Here is an 18,025-nt window from a genome sequence, read left to right on the forward strand (position 1 = left end):
CCCCTGCGTTGTCTAGCTGCTCCCCTCCGTCCGAGCAACGTGGGGCGGTGCGTGCCCGTCATTTTCTTGAGTGAGGCCCCCGGAGGGGTCCGAGATTGCGGAGTGAATGGATGATGTTGATCGAAGAAACCGCCATCGCGGATGCGGCGCTGCCGGTGGATCAGTTTAAAGCGCATCTGCGGCTGGGCACAGGCTTTGCCGAAGGCAGCGTTCAGGACGATGTGCTGAAAGGCTTTCTGCGCGCAGCCGTTGCGGCGATCGAAGCGCGCACAGGCAAGGTTCTGATCGAGCGCGATTTTTCCTGGAGCCTGACCGTCTGGCGAGACCAGTCGGGTGAAGTGTTGCCGGTGGCTCCGGTCACCGAGGTCAAGAGTGTGACGCTGGCAGATGCAGACGATGCAGAGACGGTTGTCACCTCGGATAGATACCGGTTGGAAAAAGACGCGCAGCGTCCCCGGCTACGCTCCGTTGGGGCACTGATGCCGAAGATGACAAAGGGTGGTTCTGTCAGGATCGTCTTTGGCGCTGGGATGGCAATGGATTGGGGCGGGTTGCCCGCCGATCTGGGGCAGGCGGTGCTGTTGTTGGCCGCGCATTACTACGAATACCGCGATGAGACAGCGCTGGGTGCCGGGTGCATGCCGTTTGGTGTCACCAGCCTGATCCAGCGCTATCGCACAGTTCGGTTTGTTGCAGGGGTCGTGCAATGAAAGCGCCGCGGTTGAACAGAAAGCTGGAGTTGGAAGCGCCGGTGCGCGTGGCCAATGGATCAGGCGGATACACCGAAACCTGGGTACCGCTGGGCACGGTATGGGCCGAGGTGACCGCGCGCAGCGGGTCAGAGCGGCAGGTGGCTGGCGTCCCGGTATCGCGGGTCGGCTATCGCATCGTGGTCCGGGGCGCGCCCACAGGCTCCACCATGCGGCCATCGCCGGATCAGCGCTTTGCAGAGGGCGAACGTCGTTTTGTCATCCGCGCTGTCGCCGAGTGTGATCCGCGTGGCCAGTACCTGACCTGTTTCGCAGATGAGGAGGTGGCAGCATGAGCTATGGCGTTTCAGCAGCCCTGCAGGCGGCGGTGTTCAAGCAGATTTCAGAGGATACGCAGGTTAACAATTTGTCGGGTGGCGCGATCTATGACGCGGTGCCGGCCGGAGCAGTACCACAGACTTATGTGACGCTGGGACCGGAAGAGGTTCGTGATGTCTCTGACCGATCGGGTGGAGGTGCGGTGCACCGGTTCACGGTCTCGGTCGTATCCGAAGCCGCAGGGTTCGGGGCCGCCAAGACCCTGGCAGGAGCCGTGTGTGACGCGCTGGAGGGTGCCTTGCCCAGCCTTGATCGCGGGCGTCTGGTGGGCCTGTGGTTCGAGCGCGCATCAGCCCGGCGCACCGGGACCGGTGGAGCGATCCGCCAGATCGACCTGAAATTCCGCGCCCGCGTGGAAGATGACTAACCAATCAACGGAGAGAGCATATGGGTGCCCAGAACGGCAAGGACCTGTTGGTCAAAGTGGATATGAACGGCAGCGGTCTGTTTGAAACGATCGCGGGATTGCGCGCCACGCGTGTCAGCTTCAACGCGGAAAGCGTGGATGTCACCAGCCTGGAAAGTCAGGGAGGTTGGCGCGAACTTCTATCGGGTGCCGGGGTCAAATCGGCTTCCATATCCGGCTCGGGAGTGTTCAAGGACGCCGGGACTGATGAACGCGCGCGGCAATTGTTCTTTGACGGCGAAACACCGGATTTTCAGGTCATCATCCCGGATTTCGGCATTGTTGCCGGGCCGTTTCAGGTCACAGGTGTCGAATATGCGGGCTCGCACAACGGCGAGGCGACTTATGAGATGAGTTTGGCCAGCGCCGGCGCGCTGAGTTTTACGGCGCTGTAAGCCGATGGCCAATCCGTGGACAGGCGAGGTGGCTTTGACCATCGATGGAGAACGGCGGGTGCTGAAGCTGACGCTGGGTGCTTTAGCGGAATTGGAACAAGAGCTGGGTGCCGGTTCGCTGGTGGAACTCGTGCAACGGTTCGAAGGCGGAGCCTATTCCAGTGGTGACGTATTGGCACTGATCGTGGCCGGGTTGCGAGGCGGTGGCGGCGACGTCAACCGCACCGATCTGCTGAGCGCCGAAATTGAGGGTGGCCCGATGGCAGCTGCGCGTGCGGCAGCGGAGTTGTTGGCGCGGGCCTTCATGGTGCCGGATCAGGCATGAGCGGGTTCGACTGGCCCGCCTTGATGCGGGCCGCGCTTGTTGGCCTGCGTCTGACGCCGGATCAGTTCTGGCGACTGACCCCGGCCGAATTGCAACTGATGCTGGGGCAGGGCGCAGGGATCCCGGCGATGAACCGGGCTGGCCTGGATGCGTTGCTGAAGGCCTACCCGGACAAATTACAAGGAGAGCGTGATGACGGATCGTGACGGGTTTGACGACTTGCAGGAACGCGGCGATGCGCTGGGAGACTCGCTGGGTGACGCGGCATCTATGGCGGCTGCTTTTGACGGCCAGATGAAACGGATCAGCGCGGCGTTTGAGGAAACGGGCAAGGATGTCGCGACGCTGGAACGCGGCATGTCCAGCGGGTTGCGCAAAGCCTTCGATGGCGTAGTGCTAGATGGGATGAACCTGTCCGATGCGCTGGACGTTTTGAAGAACTCAATGATCCGCACGGCGTATTCGGCAGCGATCAAGCCGGTGACGGATCACTTTGGCGGGATGCTGGCCGGAACCGTTGGCGGTCTGGTGCAGGGGCTTTTGCCATTTGCCGACGGTGGCAGTTTTTCGCAAGGCCGGGTGATGCCTTTCGCCAATGGCGGCGTTGTCAGCGGCCCAACCACATTTCCCATGCGTGGCGGAACCGGGTTGATGGGGGAAGCCGGACCCGAAGCGATCATGCCTTTGGCGCGCGGGTCAGACGGTAAGCTTGGGGTGCGCACCTCGGGAGGTGGGCGTGCCGTCAATGTCGTGATGAACATCACCACCCCGGACGTTCAGGGGTTCCGTCGCAGTCAAAGCCAGATTGCGGCGCAGATGAGCCGCGCACTGGGGCGCGGCAATCGCAACAGGTAACTTGAGGGAGCAGGCCATGAATTTCCATGAGGTTAGATTTCCCGCCAGCTTGAGCTTTGGTTCGGTTGGCGGCCCCGAGCGGCGCACAGATATCGTGACACTGGCCAACGGGTTTGAAGAACGCAACACGCCCTGGGCCCATTCAAGACGACGCTATGATGCCGGGCTCGGGATGCGCTCGCTTGACGATATCGAAGCGCTGATTTCGTTCTTCGAGGCGCGGCAGGGGCAGATGTTCGGATTTCGGTGGAAGGATTGGTCTGACTTCAAGTCGGGCGCAGCAACGGCTGAGGTAGACAATGCCGATCAGGTCATTGCACGTGGCGACGGCAAGACGACCGAGTTCCAGTTGTTGAAAACTTACAACTCTGGCGGGTTCAAATACGTCCGTCCGATCCTCAAGCCAGTTCTAGGGACCGTCAAACTTGGCCTTGAGCAGGACGAAATGCGCGAAGGCGTGGATTTCGAGGTAGATCTGGCGCGGGGCCAGGTCACGTTTACGAACGCGCCACCGCAAGACGTCGAGATTACGGCAGGGTTCGAATTTGACGTGCCCGTTCGTTTTGACACCGACAAGATCCAGACCAGCGTGGCCAGCTTTCAGGCAGGCGACGTGCCCAACGTTCCGGTGGTCGAGGTGCGGGTCTGATGGGCGGTAATGCACAGGGGTTGCAGGAGCACCTGCAAAGCGGGATGACGACAACCTGTCGATGCTGGGCCATCACGCGCACGGATGGGCAGGTTTACGGCTTTACCGATCATGATATGGAGCTGCGCTTTGACGGGCTGGTCTTCAAGGCGAGCAGTGGTCTGACCGCGGCAGCGATCGAACAGGCGACAGGCCTTTCGATTGACAACTCCGAGGCGATGGGCGCGCTGTCTGATGCGGCAATCAGGGAAGAAGACATCGAAGCCGGGCGGTTTGACGGCGCTCAGGTACGGGCCTGGCTGGTGAACTGGGTGAACCCTGAACAAAGGGTATTACAGTTTCGTGGCTCGATCGGGGAAATGCGGCGCGGTGGCGGGGCGTTTCACGCTGAGTTGCGAGGGTTGACCGATCTGCTGAACCGGCCCTTGGGGCGGATTTACCAAAAGCCATGCACCGCAGTGCTGGGCGACGGCGCTTGCCGATTCAACGTGGCAACGCCCGGTTTTCAGGCAGAAGCGGAGATCGTCAGTCTGTCGTCGGGCAGTTTGCTTCAACTGAAAGGGGCGGACGCGCCGGATATGGCATGGTTCGAACGTGGTCGTTTGGATGTGATTTCCGGCACGGCCTCGGGTCTTTGGGCGTCGGTGAAACAGGATGAGCGTATTCCGGGGGGGCGCAATGTCACCTTATGGACGGGGATCAGTGGCGGGCTGACAGTCGGTGATCGTGTCCGGCTGACCGCCGGGTGCGATAAACGTATGGAGACCTGTCGAAGAAAGTTCAACAACCTCATCAATTTCCAAGGTTTTCCGGACTTACCAGGCGAGGATTGGGTGATGGCTGTTCCTAAGAAAGACAAACCGAATAAAGGGGGCAGCAGACGATGACAGTAGACCGGCAGGACATAGTTGCAGAAGCGCGCCGATGGCTAGGCACGCCGTATGTGCATCAGGCGTCCGTCAGGGGCGCGGGGGCGGATTGTTTGGGATTGCTACGCGGCATCTGGCGCGCGCTGTACGGAGCTGAGCCGGAGTCCGTGCCGAACTACAGCATGGACTGGTCAGAGCCACAGGGGGATGAACGCATGTGGGATGCGGCCCGCCGAAATTTGACATCAAAGCGGCCCTCGGAACTGGCAGTAGGCGACGTTTTGCTGTTCCGCATGCGTGATGGCGGCGTCGCCAAACATGTGGGTGTTGTCAGCGAAACCGGCGCGGTCCCTCGGTTCATTCACGCATATTCCGGGCACGGAGTTGTAGAAAACGCCCTGAGCGACCCTTGGCGTCGCCGGGTTGTCGCCTGTTTCGCATTCCCGCCGGAGGTCAAGTAAATGGCTACGATTGTACTTTCCGCAGCAGGCGCTGCCCTTGGTGGCTCGATCGGTGGCACTGTCGCGGGTCTTTCCACGGCAATCATTGGCCGGGCTGTCGGCGCGACTTTGGGGCGGGTAATCGACCAGCGGTTGATGAGTCAATCTGTGATGGGTGGCGGCAGCGAGGTTGTCGAAACCGGGCGTCTGGATCGTTTCCGCCTGACCGAAACCGGAGAGGGGGCTTCGGTCACTACCGTGTTCGGCCGTATGCGTGTTGGCGGGCAGATCATCTGGGCATCGGACTTTCTGGAAACCCGCAGCACCAGCACGACAACCCAATCCACGCGGGGTGGAAAAGGGTCTCGTCGGCCAAGCTCGGCCACAACAACCACGACCACGCATACCTACAGCTATTCGATCTCGCTGGCGATTGCCGTGGGCGCTGGGCAGATCTCCGACATCTCACGTATCTGGGCCGATGGTGAAGAGCTTGAGCGCGTCGGGCTGAATATGCGCCTGTACAAGGGCACCGACAATCAATTGCCTGACCCGTTGATCGAGGCGGTCGAGGGCACCGGACAGGTCCCTGCGTACCGGGGCACCGCATATGTGGTGATCGAGGACCTACAGCTTGCTGCATTCGGCAACCGGGTCCCGCAGTTTTCCTTTGAGGTTGTCCGACAGGAACAGCCGGGGCTGCCCGACACACTCGGTGCTGTATCCCAGATCGTGCGCGGCGTGGCGATGATCCCGGGTACGGGCGAATATTCTCTGGCCAGCAGGCAGGTGAATTATTCCAAAGGGCAGGGGCAAAGCTGGGCTGCGAACGTGCATTCGGCTTCGGGCGTTTCCGATCTGATCACCTCAACTCACGCGCTGAATGCTGAATTACCCGCCTGCGAAGCGGTGTCGCTTGTCGTGTCGTGGTTTGGCGACGATCTGCGGTGCGGTCAGTGCAAGGTGCAGCCAAAGGTCCTGCACAAAGAGTTTGATGGCGAGAACATGCCGTGGAGCGTATCAGGCGTATCCCGAGCTGCTGCACAGGTTGTTCAGATCGAAAATGATCGACCAGTATATGGGGCGACACCTGCGGATGCGTCGGTGGTCGAGGCGATCCGGCATCTGAACACATCCGGCAAGCGGGTGATGTTCTATCCCTTCATCTTGATGGACCAGTTGCGCGGCAATGGCCTGCCGGATCCGTGGTCTGATGCCACCGATCAACCGCACCTGCCTTGGCGAGGGCGGATCACGCTGAGCCAGGCACCAGGCCGCAACGGATCTCCGGATAAGACAGCCGGGGCTGACGCGCAGGTTGCGCAATTCTTTGGCCAGGCCCGCGCTGGTGACTTTGTCGTCGCCGATGGCACCGTCACCTATACCGGCCCGCAAGAATGGGGTTTGTTCCGCTTCATTTTGCACTATGCGGCGCTCTGCAAGGCAGCTGGCGGTGTGTCGTCGTTCTGCATCGCATCCGAGATGCGCGGCCTGACGCAAATCAGGGGCGCGACCGGGTTTCCTGCGGTGGCGCAGATGCAGATCCTCGCGGCTGAAGTGCGCAAAATCCTGGGGCCGGATACCAAAATCGGCTACGCGGCCGACTGGAGCGAGTATTTCGGTTACAAACCCGTCGATGCTGGCAGCGACCGGTACTTTCATCTGGATCCGCTTTGGGCCGATGACAATATCGACTTCGTTGGTATCGACAACTACATGCCCCTGTCTGACTGGCGGGACGGAGAAGATCACGCCGACGCCAAAGCGGGCGTAGATGCGATCTATGATCTGGACTACCTGCGCGGCAATGTTGAAGGTGGGGAAGGGTACGACTGGTACTACGCCTCGACCGAGGAATCCAAAGCGCAGATCCGGTCAGCGATCGAAGATCAGGCGCATGATGAGGCATGGATCTGGCGATACAAGGATATTCGCAACTGGTGGTCGCAACCGCATCACGAACGGATCGGAGGCGTGCGTCAAGCCAATCGGACCGCATGGGTGCCTCGGTCCAAGCCGATCTGGTTCACGGAACTGGGTTGTGCGGCCATCGACAAAGGCACCAATCAGCCGAACAAGTTTCTGGACCCGAAATCCTCGGAATCCAAGCTGCCGCGCTATTCCAACGGTCTGCGGGATGATTTCATTCAGGTGCAATATCTCAAGGCGATTTTGGGCTATTGGTCCGAGGCAAAAAACAACCCGGTTTCCAATACTTACGGCGGCCGCATGATTGATCTGTCCAATGCCTATCTCTGGGCTTGGGATGCGCGACCATATCCAACCTTCCCGAATCTGCAAAGCCAGTGGAGTGATGGTGAGAACTACGCGCGAGGGCATTGGTTGAACGGGCGGTCGGGGTCGCGCACGCTGGCATCGGTAGTGACCGAGATTTGTCACGGGGCTGGTGTGACCGACATCGACACGTCGCGCCTTTATGGTTTGGTGCGCGGCTATGCTATTGAACAGGTCTCGGACGCGCGATCAGCCTTGCAGCCGCTGATGCTGCGCTATGGTTTCGATGCAATCGAGAGGGATGGCGTATTGCGGTTCCAGATGCGCAATGGGCAACGCGCCATCACACTGAATCAGGAACATCTGGCGCTCAGCTCGGATATTGAGGCCGGTATCGAACATCGCCGCGAAGCTGAGGCTGAAATGACTGGCCGGGTGCGCTTGCGCTTTGTTCAATCGGATGGGGATCATGACATCATCGCGGAAGAGGCCGTTCTGCCCGACACGCGGACCCATTCGGTGTCTGTCAACGAGATGCCCCTGTCCATGACCCGTGCCGAAGGTCGTCAGACGGCGGAACGGTGGCTAAGCGAGGCGCGGGTGTCCCGCGAAACCGTGCGCTTTGCGCTGCCGCCTTCGTTGAGGCACATCGGCGCGGGGGATGTCGTCAGCCTGGGTGAGGGCGGGCAGGGTGCGCGTTTCAGGATCGATCGACTGGAGCAAGCCGAGATGCAATTGGCGGATGCCGTTCGGATCGAACCAGGAATGTACGCGCCGTCTGACCTGCCTGATGACATAGTCTCGACCAAGCCCTTCGTCGCCCCGGTTCCGGTTCTGCCGGTTTTCATGGATCTGCCGCTGATAACCGGCTCAGAGGTGCCGCATGCGCCTTTCCTGGCTGTGTCCGCCGACCCCTGGCCTGGCAGCGCCGCAGTGTATTCGGCCGTGAATGATGAGGATTATACCTTGCAAGAGGTTATCTCGGCACAGGCCGTCATCGGGTTTACTCAATCGCCTTTGCGGCGCGCCGAGGTAGGGGTTTGGGACGACGGTGCGCCGCTGCGCGTCAGGCTGGTCGATGGCTTGCTGGAATCGCGCCCGCGCGACGCTTTGTTGAATGGTGCCAATCTGGCCGCAATAGGGGACGGGACGCCCGGCAACTGGGAACTGTTCCAGTTCGCCAGCGCCGAACTTGTGGGTCAGGGGACCTACGCCCTTTCAGGGCGCCTGCGCGGGCAATTGGGGACGGACAGTGTCATGCCCGACACCTGGCCTGAAGGTTCAACTTTTGTCTTGCTGGATGAAAGAGTTTTCCAAACCGGGTTGCTGCGGTCTGAACGGCGCGTGGCGAAACATTATCGCATTGGGCCGGGAACACGTGCCTACGACGATCCTTCTTTCCTCCACCAGGTTCACGCCTTCGACGGCAACGGACTTCGGCCATATGCTCCGGTGCATGTCAAATCGGCAAAAATCGGAGCGGGTGACGAAATTTCGTGGATCCGTCGAACCCGGCTGGACGGCGATGGCTGGGATGGATTTGACGTGCCGTTGGGGGAAGAGACTGAATCCTATCTGGTGAAAATCAGGATCAACGGGTCAGCAATACGCGAACAGGTTACGTCAGAGCCGCGCTGGACATACCCATCTACGATGAAAGCCGCCGATGGCGTAACCGGCACTTACGAGGTTGATGTGGCACAGATCTCAGCCAGCTACGGGCCGGGTCCCGCCGCACGTCTTCTGGTTGGGTAAGGCACGTATGCGTCCTGTTTTGCACGGCGATGTAAGTGCCGCGGCGCGGGTGTTGCTAAACGCGCCGCCTTCCGACCGGGAACGCCTGTGCACCAGAATGATCAACGAAGCTGAACTGGCCGACATCTATGTCGGCAATACAGGCCGGCTACACCCGCTGTTTGGTAATGGCTCATTGATGACAGTGGCCCGAACCCGGCCATTAGCCAACGAGCCAAGCTTTGACGATTTGCAATATTGCCAGTGTTTTGAGATGGTTCTGCGATGCCTGGTTCAATTCCGCGTTACCCGGATGCGCAGCTGACGCACTTGCTGGCCGCTGGATCAAGGTTCAGACGACCAACCGGAATCTCTTCGCCGCAATCCTCGCAATACCCGAATTCACCATCCTTGACCCGGGTCAGGGCCACTGACAATCGGCGTGTTTCGATATCCCGATTCGCTTGCTGAGCCTTGGCCATGGCCTGATTTTGCAGGGCGCCCATCCGGCTGAGCCGCCCGACTGCCTGTTGGTCCAGTTCAACAACTGCTTGTGCCTCGGTTCCAAGCGCAGAATGTGCGGCCAATTCGTCCAATCGCGCGCGGATACGGGCTTCGAAATCCTCCAACTGGGCTTCATTCATTTTCGTTGCCCTGCAGATCACGGGTTTGCGTTTGGTGATTTTACAACTAAATGGCATTCTAGGCGCAGCAAAGGATGAAAAGCCATGTTCGAAACGCGCAGCCACGTGACCCCCGTCGACCCTGTTTGGGATCGCATCACCGCCGAAGCTCAGTCGGCAGTTGAGATTGAGCCTTTGATGGGTGGGCTGGTTCACGCCTGTATCTTGCACCACCGCAGCCTGGAACGGGCGCTGTCCTACCGGATTGCGGCCAAGCTGTGCTCGAACGAAATGTCGATGATGGTACTGCGCGAGATCGTGGACGAAGCCTATGCCGACGACCCCGCACTGCTCGAAGCTGCGCGCGCGGATTTGATGGCCGTCTACGAACGCGACCCGGCCTGCCACCGCCTGTTGCAACCAATCCTTTACTTCAAAGGGTATCAGGCGATGCAAGCCTATCGCGTGGGGCACTGGTTGTGGCGCAAGGGGCGTTACGATCTGGCGTATTTCTTTCAGATGCGCTCGTCCGAGATTTTCGGGATTGATATCCACCCCGCGGCAAAGATCGGCAAAGGTATCATGATCGACCACGCGCATTCGATCGTGATTGGTGAAACGGCGATCGTTGGCGACAACGTCTCGATGTTGCATTCGGTGACCCTTGGCGGGACCGGCAAGGAAGAAGAACAGCGCCACCCCACGATTGGCGATGGGGTGCTGATCGGGGCAGGTGCCAAAGTTCTGGGCAATATCGTAGTTGGCCACTGCAGTCGTATTGCTGCAGGCTCGGTGGTGCTGCAGGAAGTGCCTGCTTGCAAAACCGTGGCTGGAATACCGGCCAAGATCGTCGGAGAGGCCGGGTGCGATCAACCCTCGATCTCGATGGATCACATGCTGGGCAAAGACCAGTAACTCAAGTCAGTTCAAGCGGTCGTTCTTTTTGATCGACCGCTTGCGCCGCCGTTCTTCACGCCGCTTTTTTCGTTCTTCTTTCCTTTTCGCGCGTTCAGCTTCACTTTTGGCCGTCTCGGCTGGATCAGAACTGAAGGCGGAATGTTCACCCGGATAGGTATTTGGCTTCGCCGCCGCAACCGTCGGCATACCAAACACAAGTGTTGTAACCAGCAAGAAGTTTACCGAATAGGTGGAAGTCATAGGTCGCCTGTGTCCGTGATTTTCATTCAGACAAGGTGGTTGACGGTAGTCGTCGGCGCAACACGCGCGGTGATCACAAGCTCTCACATGACGGTTGTGATCTGGTTGGGTCGCGCCGGTCTGGTATCGGCGCGACCCTGATTTTCCTTAGGCCAGCATGACCATCGGGTTTTCCAGGTTGTCCACAATGGCTTGCAGCAACTGGGCGCCAAGCGCACCGTCAATGACTCGATGATCGACAGACATTGTCACCGACATAACAGTAGCTACTGTCAGTTCACCGTCATCGCCGACAACCGGTTTTTTCAGCCCGGTTCCCACTGCCAAGATGCCTGCATGCGGCGGGTTCACGATGGCGTCGAAATTGTCGATACCGAACATGCCAAGGTTCGAGACCGCGAATGTGCCGCCCTGATATTCATGCGGTGCCAGCTTGCGTTCGCGGGCACGCCCGGCAAGGTCCTTCATCTCGGTCGACAATGCGGACAGCGATTTAGTGTCGGCGTCTTGCAGAACCGGAGTAAACAATCCGCCTTCGATGGCGACTGCGACAGCCACGTCCGAGGGCTTAAGCTGCAGAACCCGATCACCGGCCCAGACGGCGTTACATTCGGGAACCTGTTGCAGCGCGTTGGCGACAGCCTTGATGATGAAGTCGTTGACGCTCAACTTTACGCCGCGGCCTTCCAACTGCTTGTTCAGCTGGCTGCGGAACTTGAGCAACGCGTCCAGCTTGATATCGCGGCGCAGGTAGAAATGCGGGATCGTCTGCTTGGCCTCGGACAGGCGGGCAGCGATGGTCTTGCGCATCCCGTCAAGCTTGATCTCTTCGTAGTCGCGACCTTCGTACATCCGGGCAACAGCATCCGCGGACGGACCGGCCGGAGCTGCGGCGGCTGCCGGTGCAGCAGCGGCGGGTGCGGATGCGGCAGCCGGAGCCGGGGCAGTTGCAGTTGCGCCTTCGACATCTGCTTTCACGATCCGCCCATGTGGGCCAGAACCAGCGATCTGCGCCAGATCCAGACCTTTCTGGGCCGCGATACGGCGGGCCAGAGGAGATGCGAAGATCCGACCGCCATCCGCCTTGGCCGGAGCAGCCGAAGCAGGGGCGGGCGCCTCGGGTGCAGCTGGCGCGGCAGCCTCGTTGCTCGCGGAAGCAGCAGGAGCAGCCGCCGGCGCAGCGGCAATGTCATCCGCGCTTTCGCCGTCTTCCAGCAGCACCGCGATCGCGGTGTTTACTTTGACCCCTTCGGTGCCTTCGGGGATCAGGATCTTGCCGATTGTGCCTTCGTCGACGGCCTCGAATTCCATCGTGGCTTTGTCGGTTTCAATCTCCGCCAGCAGGTCGCCGGACGAGACGGTATCGCCTTCCTTGACCAGCCATTTGGCAAGGGTGCCTTCCTCCATGGTCGGCGACAGGGCGGGCATCAGAATTTCCGTGGGCATCTGTCTGTCGCTCCTTACCGGTAGGTCACTTGTTTGACGGCTGCGATCACTTCTTCGGTTGTGATCAGCGCCAGTTTTTCCAGATTTGCGGCATAAGGCATCGGAACATCCTTGCCGGTGCAGTTGATGACCGGCGCGTCGAGGTAATCGAACGCCTCTTGCATCACCACGGATGAGATGTAGCCGCCGACCGAGCCTTGCGGCCAGCCTTCTTCGACGGTCACCAGACGGTTGGTCTTCATCACCGAGTTGATGATCGCGCCTGTGTCCATTGGCCGGATAGTGCGCAGGTCGATCACCTCGGCACTGATACCGTCCTCGGCCAGCTTGTCGGCGGCCTCAAGCGCATATTGCATGCCGATGCCAAAGCTAACGATGGTCACGTCCGAACCTTCGCGCCAGATACGTGCCTTGCCCAGCGGGACGGTCAGATCATCCACCTGCGGCATGTCAAAAGAACGGCCGTAAAGGATTTCGTTTTCCAAGAACACAACCGGGTTCGGATCGCGGATCGCTGATTTCAACAGTCCTTTGGCGTCAGCCGCCGAATAAGGCATTACCACTTTCAGGCCAGGCACTTGCATATACCACGCAGCGTAATCCTGGCTGTGCTGCGCACCGACGCGAGCAGCGGCACCGTTGGGGCCACGGAATACGATGGGGCAACCCATCTGACCACCGGACATGTACAGCGTCTTGGCCGCCGAGTTGATGATCTGGTCAATCGCCTGCATGGCGAAGTTGAAGGTCATGAACTCGACAATCGGTTTCAGTCCGGCCATGGCGGATCCGACAGCGATGCCGGCAAACCCGTGTTCGGTAATCGGGGTGTCGATCACGCGCTTGCTGCCGAATTCGTCCAGCATGCCCTGGCTGATTTTGTAGGCGCCCTGATACTCGGCGACTTCTTCGCCCATCAGGTAAACGTCTTCGTCACCACGCATTTCTTCGGCCATCGCGTCGCGCAAAGCTTCACGCACGGTCTGCTGGACCATTGGTGCATCCGCCGGCCAGTCCGGGGAAAGATCCACCTTGGGTGCCGCAGGTGCGGTTGCAGCGGGGGCGGGGGCTTCTGCTGCCAGGGGGGCAGCCTCAGCCACCGCCGCGCCTGCGGGCGCAGCCGCTAGGATGGCCGAGGCGTCTTCGCCTTCTTCAACCAGCACTGCGATAGGGGTGTTCACTTTAACCCCCTCGGTGCCTTCGGCGATCAGGATCTTGCCGACGATGCCTTCATCGACGGCTTCGAACTCCATCGTCGCCTTGTCGGTTTCGATCTCGGCCATAATATCGCCGCTGGATACGGTGTCGCCTTCCTTGATCAGCCACTTGGCCAATGTGCCCTCTTCCATTGTGGGCGAAAGGGCGGGCATGAGAATTTCGGTTGCCATGTCTTAATCGTCCTCTCAGGCGTAAATGTCGGTCCAGAGCTCTTCGACGGAAGGCTCGGGGCTTTCTTTCGAGAATTCGGCGGCTTGATTGACGATCTCTTTGATCTCTTTGTCGATCGCCTTCAGATCATCCTCGGTCGCGTGTTTGCCGGTCAGCAGCAGTTCGCGCACATGTTCGATCGGGTCGCTTTGTTCGCGGACTTTCTGAACCTCTTCGCGGGTGCGGTACTTGGCCGGGTCGGACATCGAGTGGCCGCGGTAGCGGTAGGTTTTGATCTCAAGAATATAGGGGCCTTTGCCCGCACGGCAGTGCGCGACAGCCTTTTCCCCAGCGGCTTTGACAGCCAGTACATCCATGCCGTTGACGATCTCACCTGGGATGCCGAACGCTTCGCCGCGGTGGTAGATATCTTTGGTCGAGGTCGAGCGCGCCTGCGCCGTACCCATGGCGTATTGGTTGTTCTCGATCACGAACACCACCGGCAGATCCCAAAGGGCGGCCATGTTGAAGGTCTCATAGACCTGGCCCTGGTTCGCAGCGCCGTCACCGAAATAGGTGAAGGTCACGCGACCATTGCCCTTGTACTTGTCCGCAAAGGCCAGTCCCGCACCCAGCGGAACCTGTGCGCCAACGATGCCGTGACCACCATAGAAATGCTTCTCTTTCGAGAACATGTGCATCGAGCCGCCCTTACCTTTGGACAGACCACCGATGCGCCCGGTCAGCTCGGCCATCACGCCGCCTGGATCCATGCCGCAGGCCAACATATGGCCGTGGTCGCGGTATGAGGTAATACGCTTGTCACCTTCTTCGGTCGCAGCCTCAAGGCCGACAACAACGGCCTCTTGGCCGATGTAGAGGTGGCAGAAACCGCCAATCAGACCCATGCCATAGAGCTGACCGGCCTTTTCCTCGAATCGGCGGATCAGCAGCATTTCACGGTAGTATTCGGTAAGTTCTTCCGCAGAAACATTTGGTTTCTTTGTGGTTTTTCGCGCAGCCATTGTGGCGATCTCCCCCTCTCGGCAAGATAGTTTAGCGTTAAACTATCTCATAAAGCATTTGTTGCTTTCTGGCGAGGGGAAATGTGACGCAGCGTCCGGCAAGGCAGAATTCAGCGCGTGATCATGCGGTTAACCCGTGGGGTGGCATCCATTGGTGGGGGGGTCAGCGAATGACGATCTCATCCGAGCGGATCATGCCCAGAACGGACCGCGCCTGCTGATCCAGAAGATCCAGATCCAGGTAATTGTCTGACAGGCGGCGCGTCAGGTTTTCCATTTCCGTGATTTCGGCGTCAAGTTTGGCCAGGTCGCGCGACAGGGCGTCCCGTTCCGCTGCAATCTCGACCCGTCGGAACAGGCCATAGTCGCCCTGCACGGCGGCGAAGGTGAAATAAACACTCAGCGTGAAAGCCACCATGAAGAATACAACTGAGCCCAAACCGGGCCGATGGGAACGGGACACTCTGTTTACCGCCGTATGAAGTCTGCCTCAAAAACGTGCCCTTTTCGGACATCTGCCTGCACTATGTCACAGGTGATTCGGCTTGTGAATCCCTCGATTCGCAATTTTTGATGATCAGCAGAAAAAATATGTTCGCCTGATGAATTTGGCTGGGAAAAAAGCGGTTATCGCCAGGCTTCCAGCGCCTGGTTGCGTTGCAGGGTTTGTTCTTCCATGCAGGCCCAATAGAACATGGGGGCCGCGCTACCGTCGCTGTCCAGCTCGGGGTCACAGGTCACGTCACGGCGTTTCAGCCAAGCGCGTTGCTCGGTCAGCAGGGCTTGGCCATCACCGCGCGCGTCCGATGCGGGTTTGATCTCTGACCAAAGGCGGTTCAGCTCTTGATCTGCAATTTCCCATTTTTCTTTGGCGCAGAAATTGGCGTCAACCTGTGTTTGGCCATCGCAATGGGATTGCGCATATGTCGTGATGGGCAGCAGAGTGGTGGCAAGGACGGCAATAGCTTTCATGGCACATCTCCCGGTTTGACAGAGAGAGTACCATGAATGCCGATTGCCAGACAGACAGGGGTTACTGATCCAGTGCCGCGACGCCGGGAAGAATTTTGCCTTCCATCCATTCCAGGAACGCGCCACCGGCAGTCGAGATGTAAGAGAAATCCTTTGCGGCACCGGACGCATTCAGCGCAGCGACCGTGTCACCACCGCCTGCGACCGACACAAGCTGTCCGGACCGTGTCAGTTCGGCCGCCTTCAAGGCCGCTGCGTTGGTCGCGGCATCAAAGGGTTCAATCTCGAACGCGCCCAGCGGACCGTTCCAGATGAGCGTTTGGCTCTTCTCAAAAATCGCGGTGATTTCAGCAACAGTCTCGGGACCGGCGTCAAGGATCATGCCGTCTGCAGGGCATTGATCGGCTGGCAGGACCTGATTGGGGGCGTGGGCCTCGAACTTTTCAGCGACGACGACATCGCGAGGTAGGACGATCTGGCAGCCGGTCGTTTCGGCCTTGGCCAGGATCTCGGCCGCCGTGTCTTTCATCGCGGTTTCCGCCAGCGATTTGCCGACATTCACGCCTTGTGCGACAAGGAAGGTGTTCGCCATGCCCCCGCCGATGATCAGGTAATCCACCTTTTCGATCAGGTTGCCCAACAGGTCCAACTTGGTCGAAACCTTGGCACCGCCGACAACCGCAGTAACCGGGCGTTTAGGCGCGCCTAGCGCGGCTTCCAACGCGCTCAGCTCTTGCTGCATCAGGCGGCCCGCGCAGGCGGGCAACAACCGGGCCAGTGCTTCAGTCGAGCTGTGTGCGCGGTGTGCGGCCGAGAAGGCATCATTACAATAGACGTCGCCCATCTTTGCCATGCCGGCCGCCAGTTCCGGGCTGTTTTTGGTTTCCGCCGCGTGAAAGCGCGTGTTTTCCAGCAATAACACTTCGCCAGCGCTGAGGTTTGCTGCCGCTGTTTCCGCCTCGATCCCCACGCAGTCATCGCCAAACCGAACCTTGGTGCCAAAGGCTGCCTCCAATGTCGGAACAAGCTGCTTCAGCGACAGGTTTTGGCGACGTTCGCCGCCCGGACGCCCGAAATGCGCCAGCAGGATGGGCTTGCCGCCAGCGGCCAAGATGTCCTTCACGGTCGGCACGATGCGCTCGATACGGGTGGCGTCGGTCACCACGCCGTCGACTACCGGCACGTTGATATCCACGCGCACCAACACGCGTTTGCCGTTCAGGTCCATGTCGTCCAGTGTTTTCCAGCCCATCGCGCAATCCTCGACAAATATGAAAGTGACTTAGGCGGTTCTTTTCCTGCATTTTGCCGTCAGGTCAATGCGTCACTTGGCATTCCCGCGCCCTGCGCATAGGTATTTGCGCAAGATAAAACGACAGGAGGGCCTAATGGCCGAGATCAAGGATCCCGAAAACACAATCATCGTCGAACTCAAAGACGGCAATGTCGTCATCGAGCTGTTGCCGGATGTAGCGCCCCAGCACAGCGCTCGCATGAAAGAACTGGCGCGCAGTGGTGAGTATGACAACGTGGCCTTTCACCGTGTGATCGATGGTTTCATGGCGCAGACCGGCGATGTTCAGCACGGCGACATGGAAGACGGGTTCAACCTGCGTATGGCGGGTACCGGCGGGTCGTCTCTGCCCAACGTTCCGGCGGAATTCTCGAAGCTGCCGCATGACCGCGGCACGCTGGGCGCAGCCCGTTCGCAGAACCCGGATTCGGCCAACTCGCAGTTCTTCATCAACTTCAAGGACAACCACTTCCTGAACGGTCAGTACACCGTTTACGGTCGCGTCATCGACGGGATGGAGCATGTGGACGCCATCGTTCGTGGCGAGCCGCCGATGAGTCCTGACCGCATGATCAGCGTCAAGGTGGCAGCCGATGTATAAACTGGCCGCTGCTTTTGCCTTGTTGGCCAGCCCGGCGCTGGCCACGGGCCTTGAGGTCGAGATCAAAGGTGAGGGGGCCAATGGCACCGTCACTATCGACCTGTTCGATGATCTGGCCCCGAAACATGTCGAGCAAATCGCTGCCCTGGCCAATGAAGGGAAATACGATGGCGTGGTGTTTCACCGCGTGATCGACGGCTTCATGGCTCAGACCGGCGATGTTGAGCATGGCCGTCTGGGCGGCGACTTGCGTCGCGCTGGCACCGGTGGATCTGACCGTGCGGACCTTCCGGCCGAGTTTTCGGATTTCGAATTCGACCGGGGTGTTGTCGGCATGGCGCGGGCGCAAAACCCCAACAGTGCCAACTCGCAATTCTTCATCATGTTCGAGCCGGGCCCGTTCCTGAACGGCCAGTACACGGTTGTTGGTCAGGTGACCGGCGGCATGGACGTGGTAGATGCGATCAAACGCGGTGAGGGACAGAATGGCGCGGTGATCGGCCAGCCGGACGTGATGAAAAAAGTCACCGTTACCGAATGAT

23 protein-coding genes are annotated in these 18,025 nt (G+C 59.6%); 15 read left to right on the top strand and 8 right to left on the bottom strand.

Features of this window, described 5'->3' with window-relative positions:
- The first annotated feature begins 110 nt into the window (after positions 1-110).
- Genes AC2FFP_RS09905 through AC2FFP_RS09960 form a run of 12 tightly spaced genes read left to right on the top strand, consistent with a single transcriptional unit; the run spans position 111 to position 9,321 of the window.
- Positions 111-710, top strand: a complete 600-nt coding sequence (locus AC2FFP_RS09905; protein WP_496844169.1) for a head-tail connector protein — start codon at positions 111-113, stop codon at positions 708-710.
- Positions 707-1,045: a phage head closure protein gene (locus tag AC2FFP_RS09910; RefSeq protein WP_496880985.1), complete on the top strand. Its 339-nt coding sequence runs from the start codon at positions 707-709 to the stop codon at positions 1,043-1,045. The genes AC2FFP_RS09905 and AC2FFP_RS09910 overlap by 4 nt, the downstream gene beginning before the upstream one ends.
- Complete coding sequence (locus AC2FFP_RS09915; protein WP_496766979.1) at positions 1,042-1,455, top strand: DUF3168 domain-containing protein; 414 nt, start codon at positions 1,042-1,044, stop codon at positions 1,453-1,455. The genes AC2FFP_RS09910 and AC2FFP_RS09915 overlap by 4 nt, the downstream gene beginning before the upstream one ends.
- Positions 1,456-1,475: 20 nt before the next feature.
- The gene (locus AC2FFP_RS09920; protein WP_496696792.1) at positions 1,476-1,889 is read left to right on the top strand and encodes a phage major tail protein, TP901-1 family; all 414 of its coding nucleotides are present in this window, start codon (positions 1,476-1,478) and stop codon (positions 1,887-1,889) included.
- 4 nt (positions 1,890-1,893) lie between these two features.
- Positions 1,894-2,214, top strand: a complete 321-nt coding sequence (locus AC2FFP_RS09925) for a gene transfer agent family protein (RefSeq protein WP_496723416.1) — start codon at positions 1,894-1,896, stop codon at positions 2,212-2,214.
- Positions 2,211-2,420 carry a rcc01693 family protein gene (locus tag AC2FFP_RS09930; protein ID WP_496844171.1) on the top strand — a complete coding sequence of 70 codons (210 nt, stop codon included), beginning with the start codon at positions 2,211-2,213 and terminating at the stop codon, positions 2,418-2,420. The genes AC2FFP_RS09925 and AC2FFP_RS09930 overlap by 4 nt, the downstream gene beginning before the upstream one ends.
- Positions 2,407-3,069, top strand: coding sequence for an RcGTA-type gene transfer agent tail tape measure protein (locus AC2FFP_RS09935; RefSeq protein WP_496722543.1), 663 nt, complete (start codon positions 2,407-2,409; stop codon positions 3,067-3,069). Before AC2FFP_RS09930 ends, AC2FFP_RS09935 begins: the two co-directional genes overlap by 14 nt.
- A gap of 16 nt (positions 3,070-3,085) precedes the next feature.
- Positions 3,086-3,718 (top strand): phage distal tail protein, Rcc01695 family, encoded by a 633-nt coding sequence (locus tag AC2FFP_RS09940; protein ID WP_496766981.1) that lies wholly within the window; start codon positions 3,086-3,088, stop codon positions 3,716-3,718.
- Positions 3,718-4,605, top strand: a complete 888-nt coding sequence (locus AC2FFP_RS09945) for a phage/gene transfer agent baseplate hub protein (protein WP_496766982.1) — start codon at positions 3,718-3,720, stop codon at positions 4,603-4,605. Before AC2FFP_RS09940 ends, AC2FFP_RS09945 begins: the two co-directional genes overlap by 1 nt.
- Entirely contained in the window at positions 4,602-5,048 is a 447-nt protein-coding gene (locus AC2FFP_RS09950; RefSeq protein WP_496766983.1) for an NlpC/P60 family protein, read from the top strand. Before AC2FFP_RS09945 ends, AC2FFP_RS09950 begins: the two co-directional genes overlap by 4 nt.
- Positions 5,049-9,017, top strand: a complete 3,969-nt coding sequence (locus tag AC2FFP_RS09955) for a baseplate multidomain protein megatron (RefSeq protein WP_496880986.1) — start codon at positions 5,049-5,051, stop codon at positions 9,015-9,017.
- 7 nt (positions 9,018-9,024) lie between these two features.
- Positions 9,025-9,321, top strand: a complete 297-nt coding sequence (locus tag AC2FFP_RS09960; RefSeq protein ID WP_496766985.1) for a DUF7742 family protein — start codon at positions 9,025-9,027, stop codon at positions 9,319-9,321.
- Here AC2FFP_RS09960 and AC2FFP_RS09965 read toward each other — a convergent pair.
- Entirely contained in the window at positions 9,302-9,640 is a 339-nt protein-coding gene (locus tag AC2FFP_RS09965) for a TraR/DksA family transcriptional regulator (protein ID WP_496880987.1), read from the bottom strand. The two genes, AC2FFP_RS09960 and AC2FFP_RS09965, sit on opposite strands and share 20 nt — an antisense overlap.
- A gap of 84 nt (positions 9,641-9,724) precedes the next feature.
- Between AC2FFP_RS09965 and cysE the strand changes: the two genes are divergently transcribed.
- Complete coding sequence (gene cysE / locus AC2FFP_RS09970) at positions 9,725-10,534, top strand: serine O-acetyltransferase (RefSeq protein WP_058277511.1); 810 nt, start codon at positions 9,725-9,727, stop codon at positions 10,532-10,534.
- Between the two features lie 6 nt (positions 10,535-10,540).
- Here the strand turns inward: cysE and AC2FFP_RS09975 are convergent, their stop codons facing one another.
- From AC2FFP_RS09975 to AC2FFP_RS10005, 7 genes are all read right to left on the bottom strand, one after another.
- Positions 10,541-10,777 (bottom strand): hypothetical protein, encoded by a 237-nt coding sequence (locus AC2FFP_RS09975; RefSeq protein ID WP_496766987.1) that lies wholly within the window; start codon positions 10,775-10,777, stop codon positions 10,541-10,543.
- 147 nt (positions 10,778-10,924) lie between these two features.
- Positions 10,925-12,223 (bottom strand): pyruvate dehydrogenase complex dihydrolipoamide acetyltransferase, encoded by a 1,299-nt coding sequence (locus AC2FFP_RS09980; RefSeq protein ID WP_496766988.1) that lies wholly within the window; start codon positions 12,221-12,223, stop codon positions 10,925-10,927.
- A gap of 14 nt (positions 12,224-12,237) precedes the next feature.
- Positions 12,238-13,611, bottom strand: a complete 1,374-nt coding sequence (locus AC2FFP_RS09985) for a pyruvate dehydrogenase complex E1 component subunit beta (RefSeq protein WP_496766989.1) — start codon at positions 13,609-13,611, stop codon at positions 12,238-12,240.
- Positions 13,612-13,626: 15 nt separating this feature from the next.
- Positions 13,627-14,616 carry a pyruvate dehydrogenase (acetyl-transferring) E1 component subunit alpha gene (gene pdhA / locus AC2FFP_RS09990; protein ID WP_058273998.1) on the bottom strand — a complete coding sequence of 330 codons (990 nt, stop codon included), beginning with the start codon at positions 14,614-14,616 and terminating at the stop codon, positions 13,627-13,629.
- Positions 14,617-14,779: 163 nt separating this feature from the next.
- Entirely contained in the window at positions 14,780-15,079 is a 300-nt protein-coding gene (locus AC2FFP_RS09995) for an FtsB family cell division protein (protein ID WP_496766990.1), read from the bottom strand.
- A gap of 164 nt (positions 15,080-15,243) precedes the next feature.
- Complete coding sequence (locus AC2FFP_RS10000; RefSeq protein WP_496766991.1) at positions 15,244-15,588, bottom strand: lysozyme inhibitor LprI family protein; 345 nt, start codon at positions 15,586-15,588, stop codon at positions 15,244-15,246.
- A 61-nt stretch (positions 15,589-15,649) separates the two neighbouring features.
- The gene (locus AC2FFP_RS10005; protein ID WP_496766992.1) at positions 15,650-16,840 is read right to left on the bottom strand and encodes a phosphoglycerate kinase; all 1,191 of its coding nucleotides are present in this window, start codon (positions 16,838-16,840) and stop codon (positions 15,650-15,652) included.
- Between the two features lie 136 nt (positions 16,841-16,976).
- Here AC2FFP_RS10005 and AC2FFP_RS10010 point away from each other — a divergent pair, with 136 nt between their 5' ends.
- On the top strand, positions 16,977-17,483 hold the full coding sequence (locus AC2FFP_RS10010; protein WP_496723389.1) for a peptidylprolyl isomerase: 507 nt from the start codon (positions 16,977-16,979) through the stop codon (positions 17,481-17,483).
- Entirely contained in the window at positions 17,476-18,024 is a 549-nt protein-coding gene (locus AC2FFP_RS10015; RefSeq protein WP_496766993.1) for a peptidylprolyl isomerase, read from the top strand. The genes AC2FFP_RS10010 and AC2FFP_RS10015 overlap by 8 nt, the downstream gene beginning before the upstream one ends.
- Position 18,025: the final 1 nt, after the last annotated feature.

The sequence above is a fragment of the Ruegeria sp. YTSC004 genome (assembly GCF_059609805.1).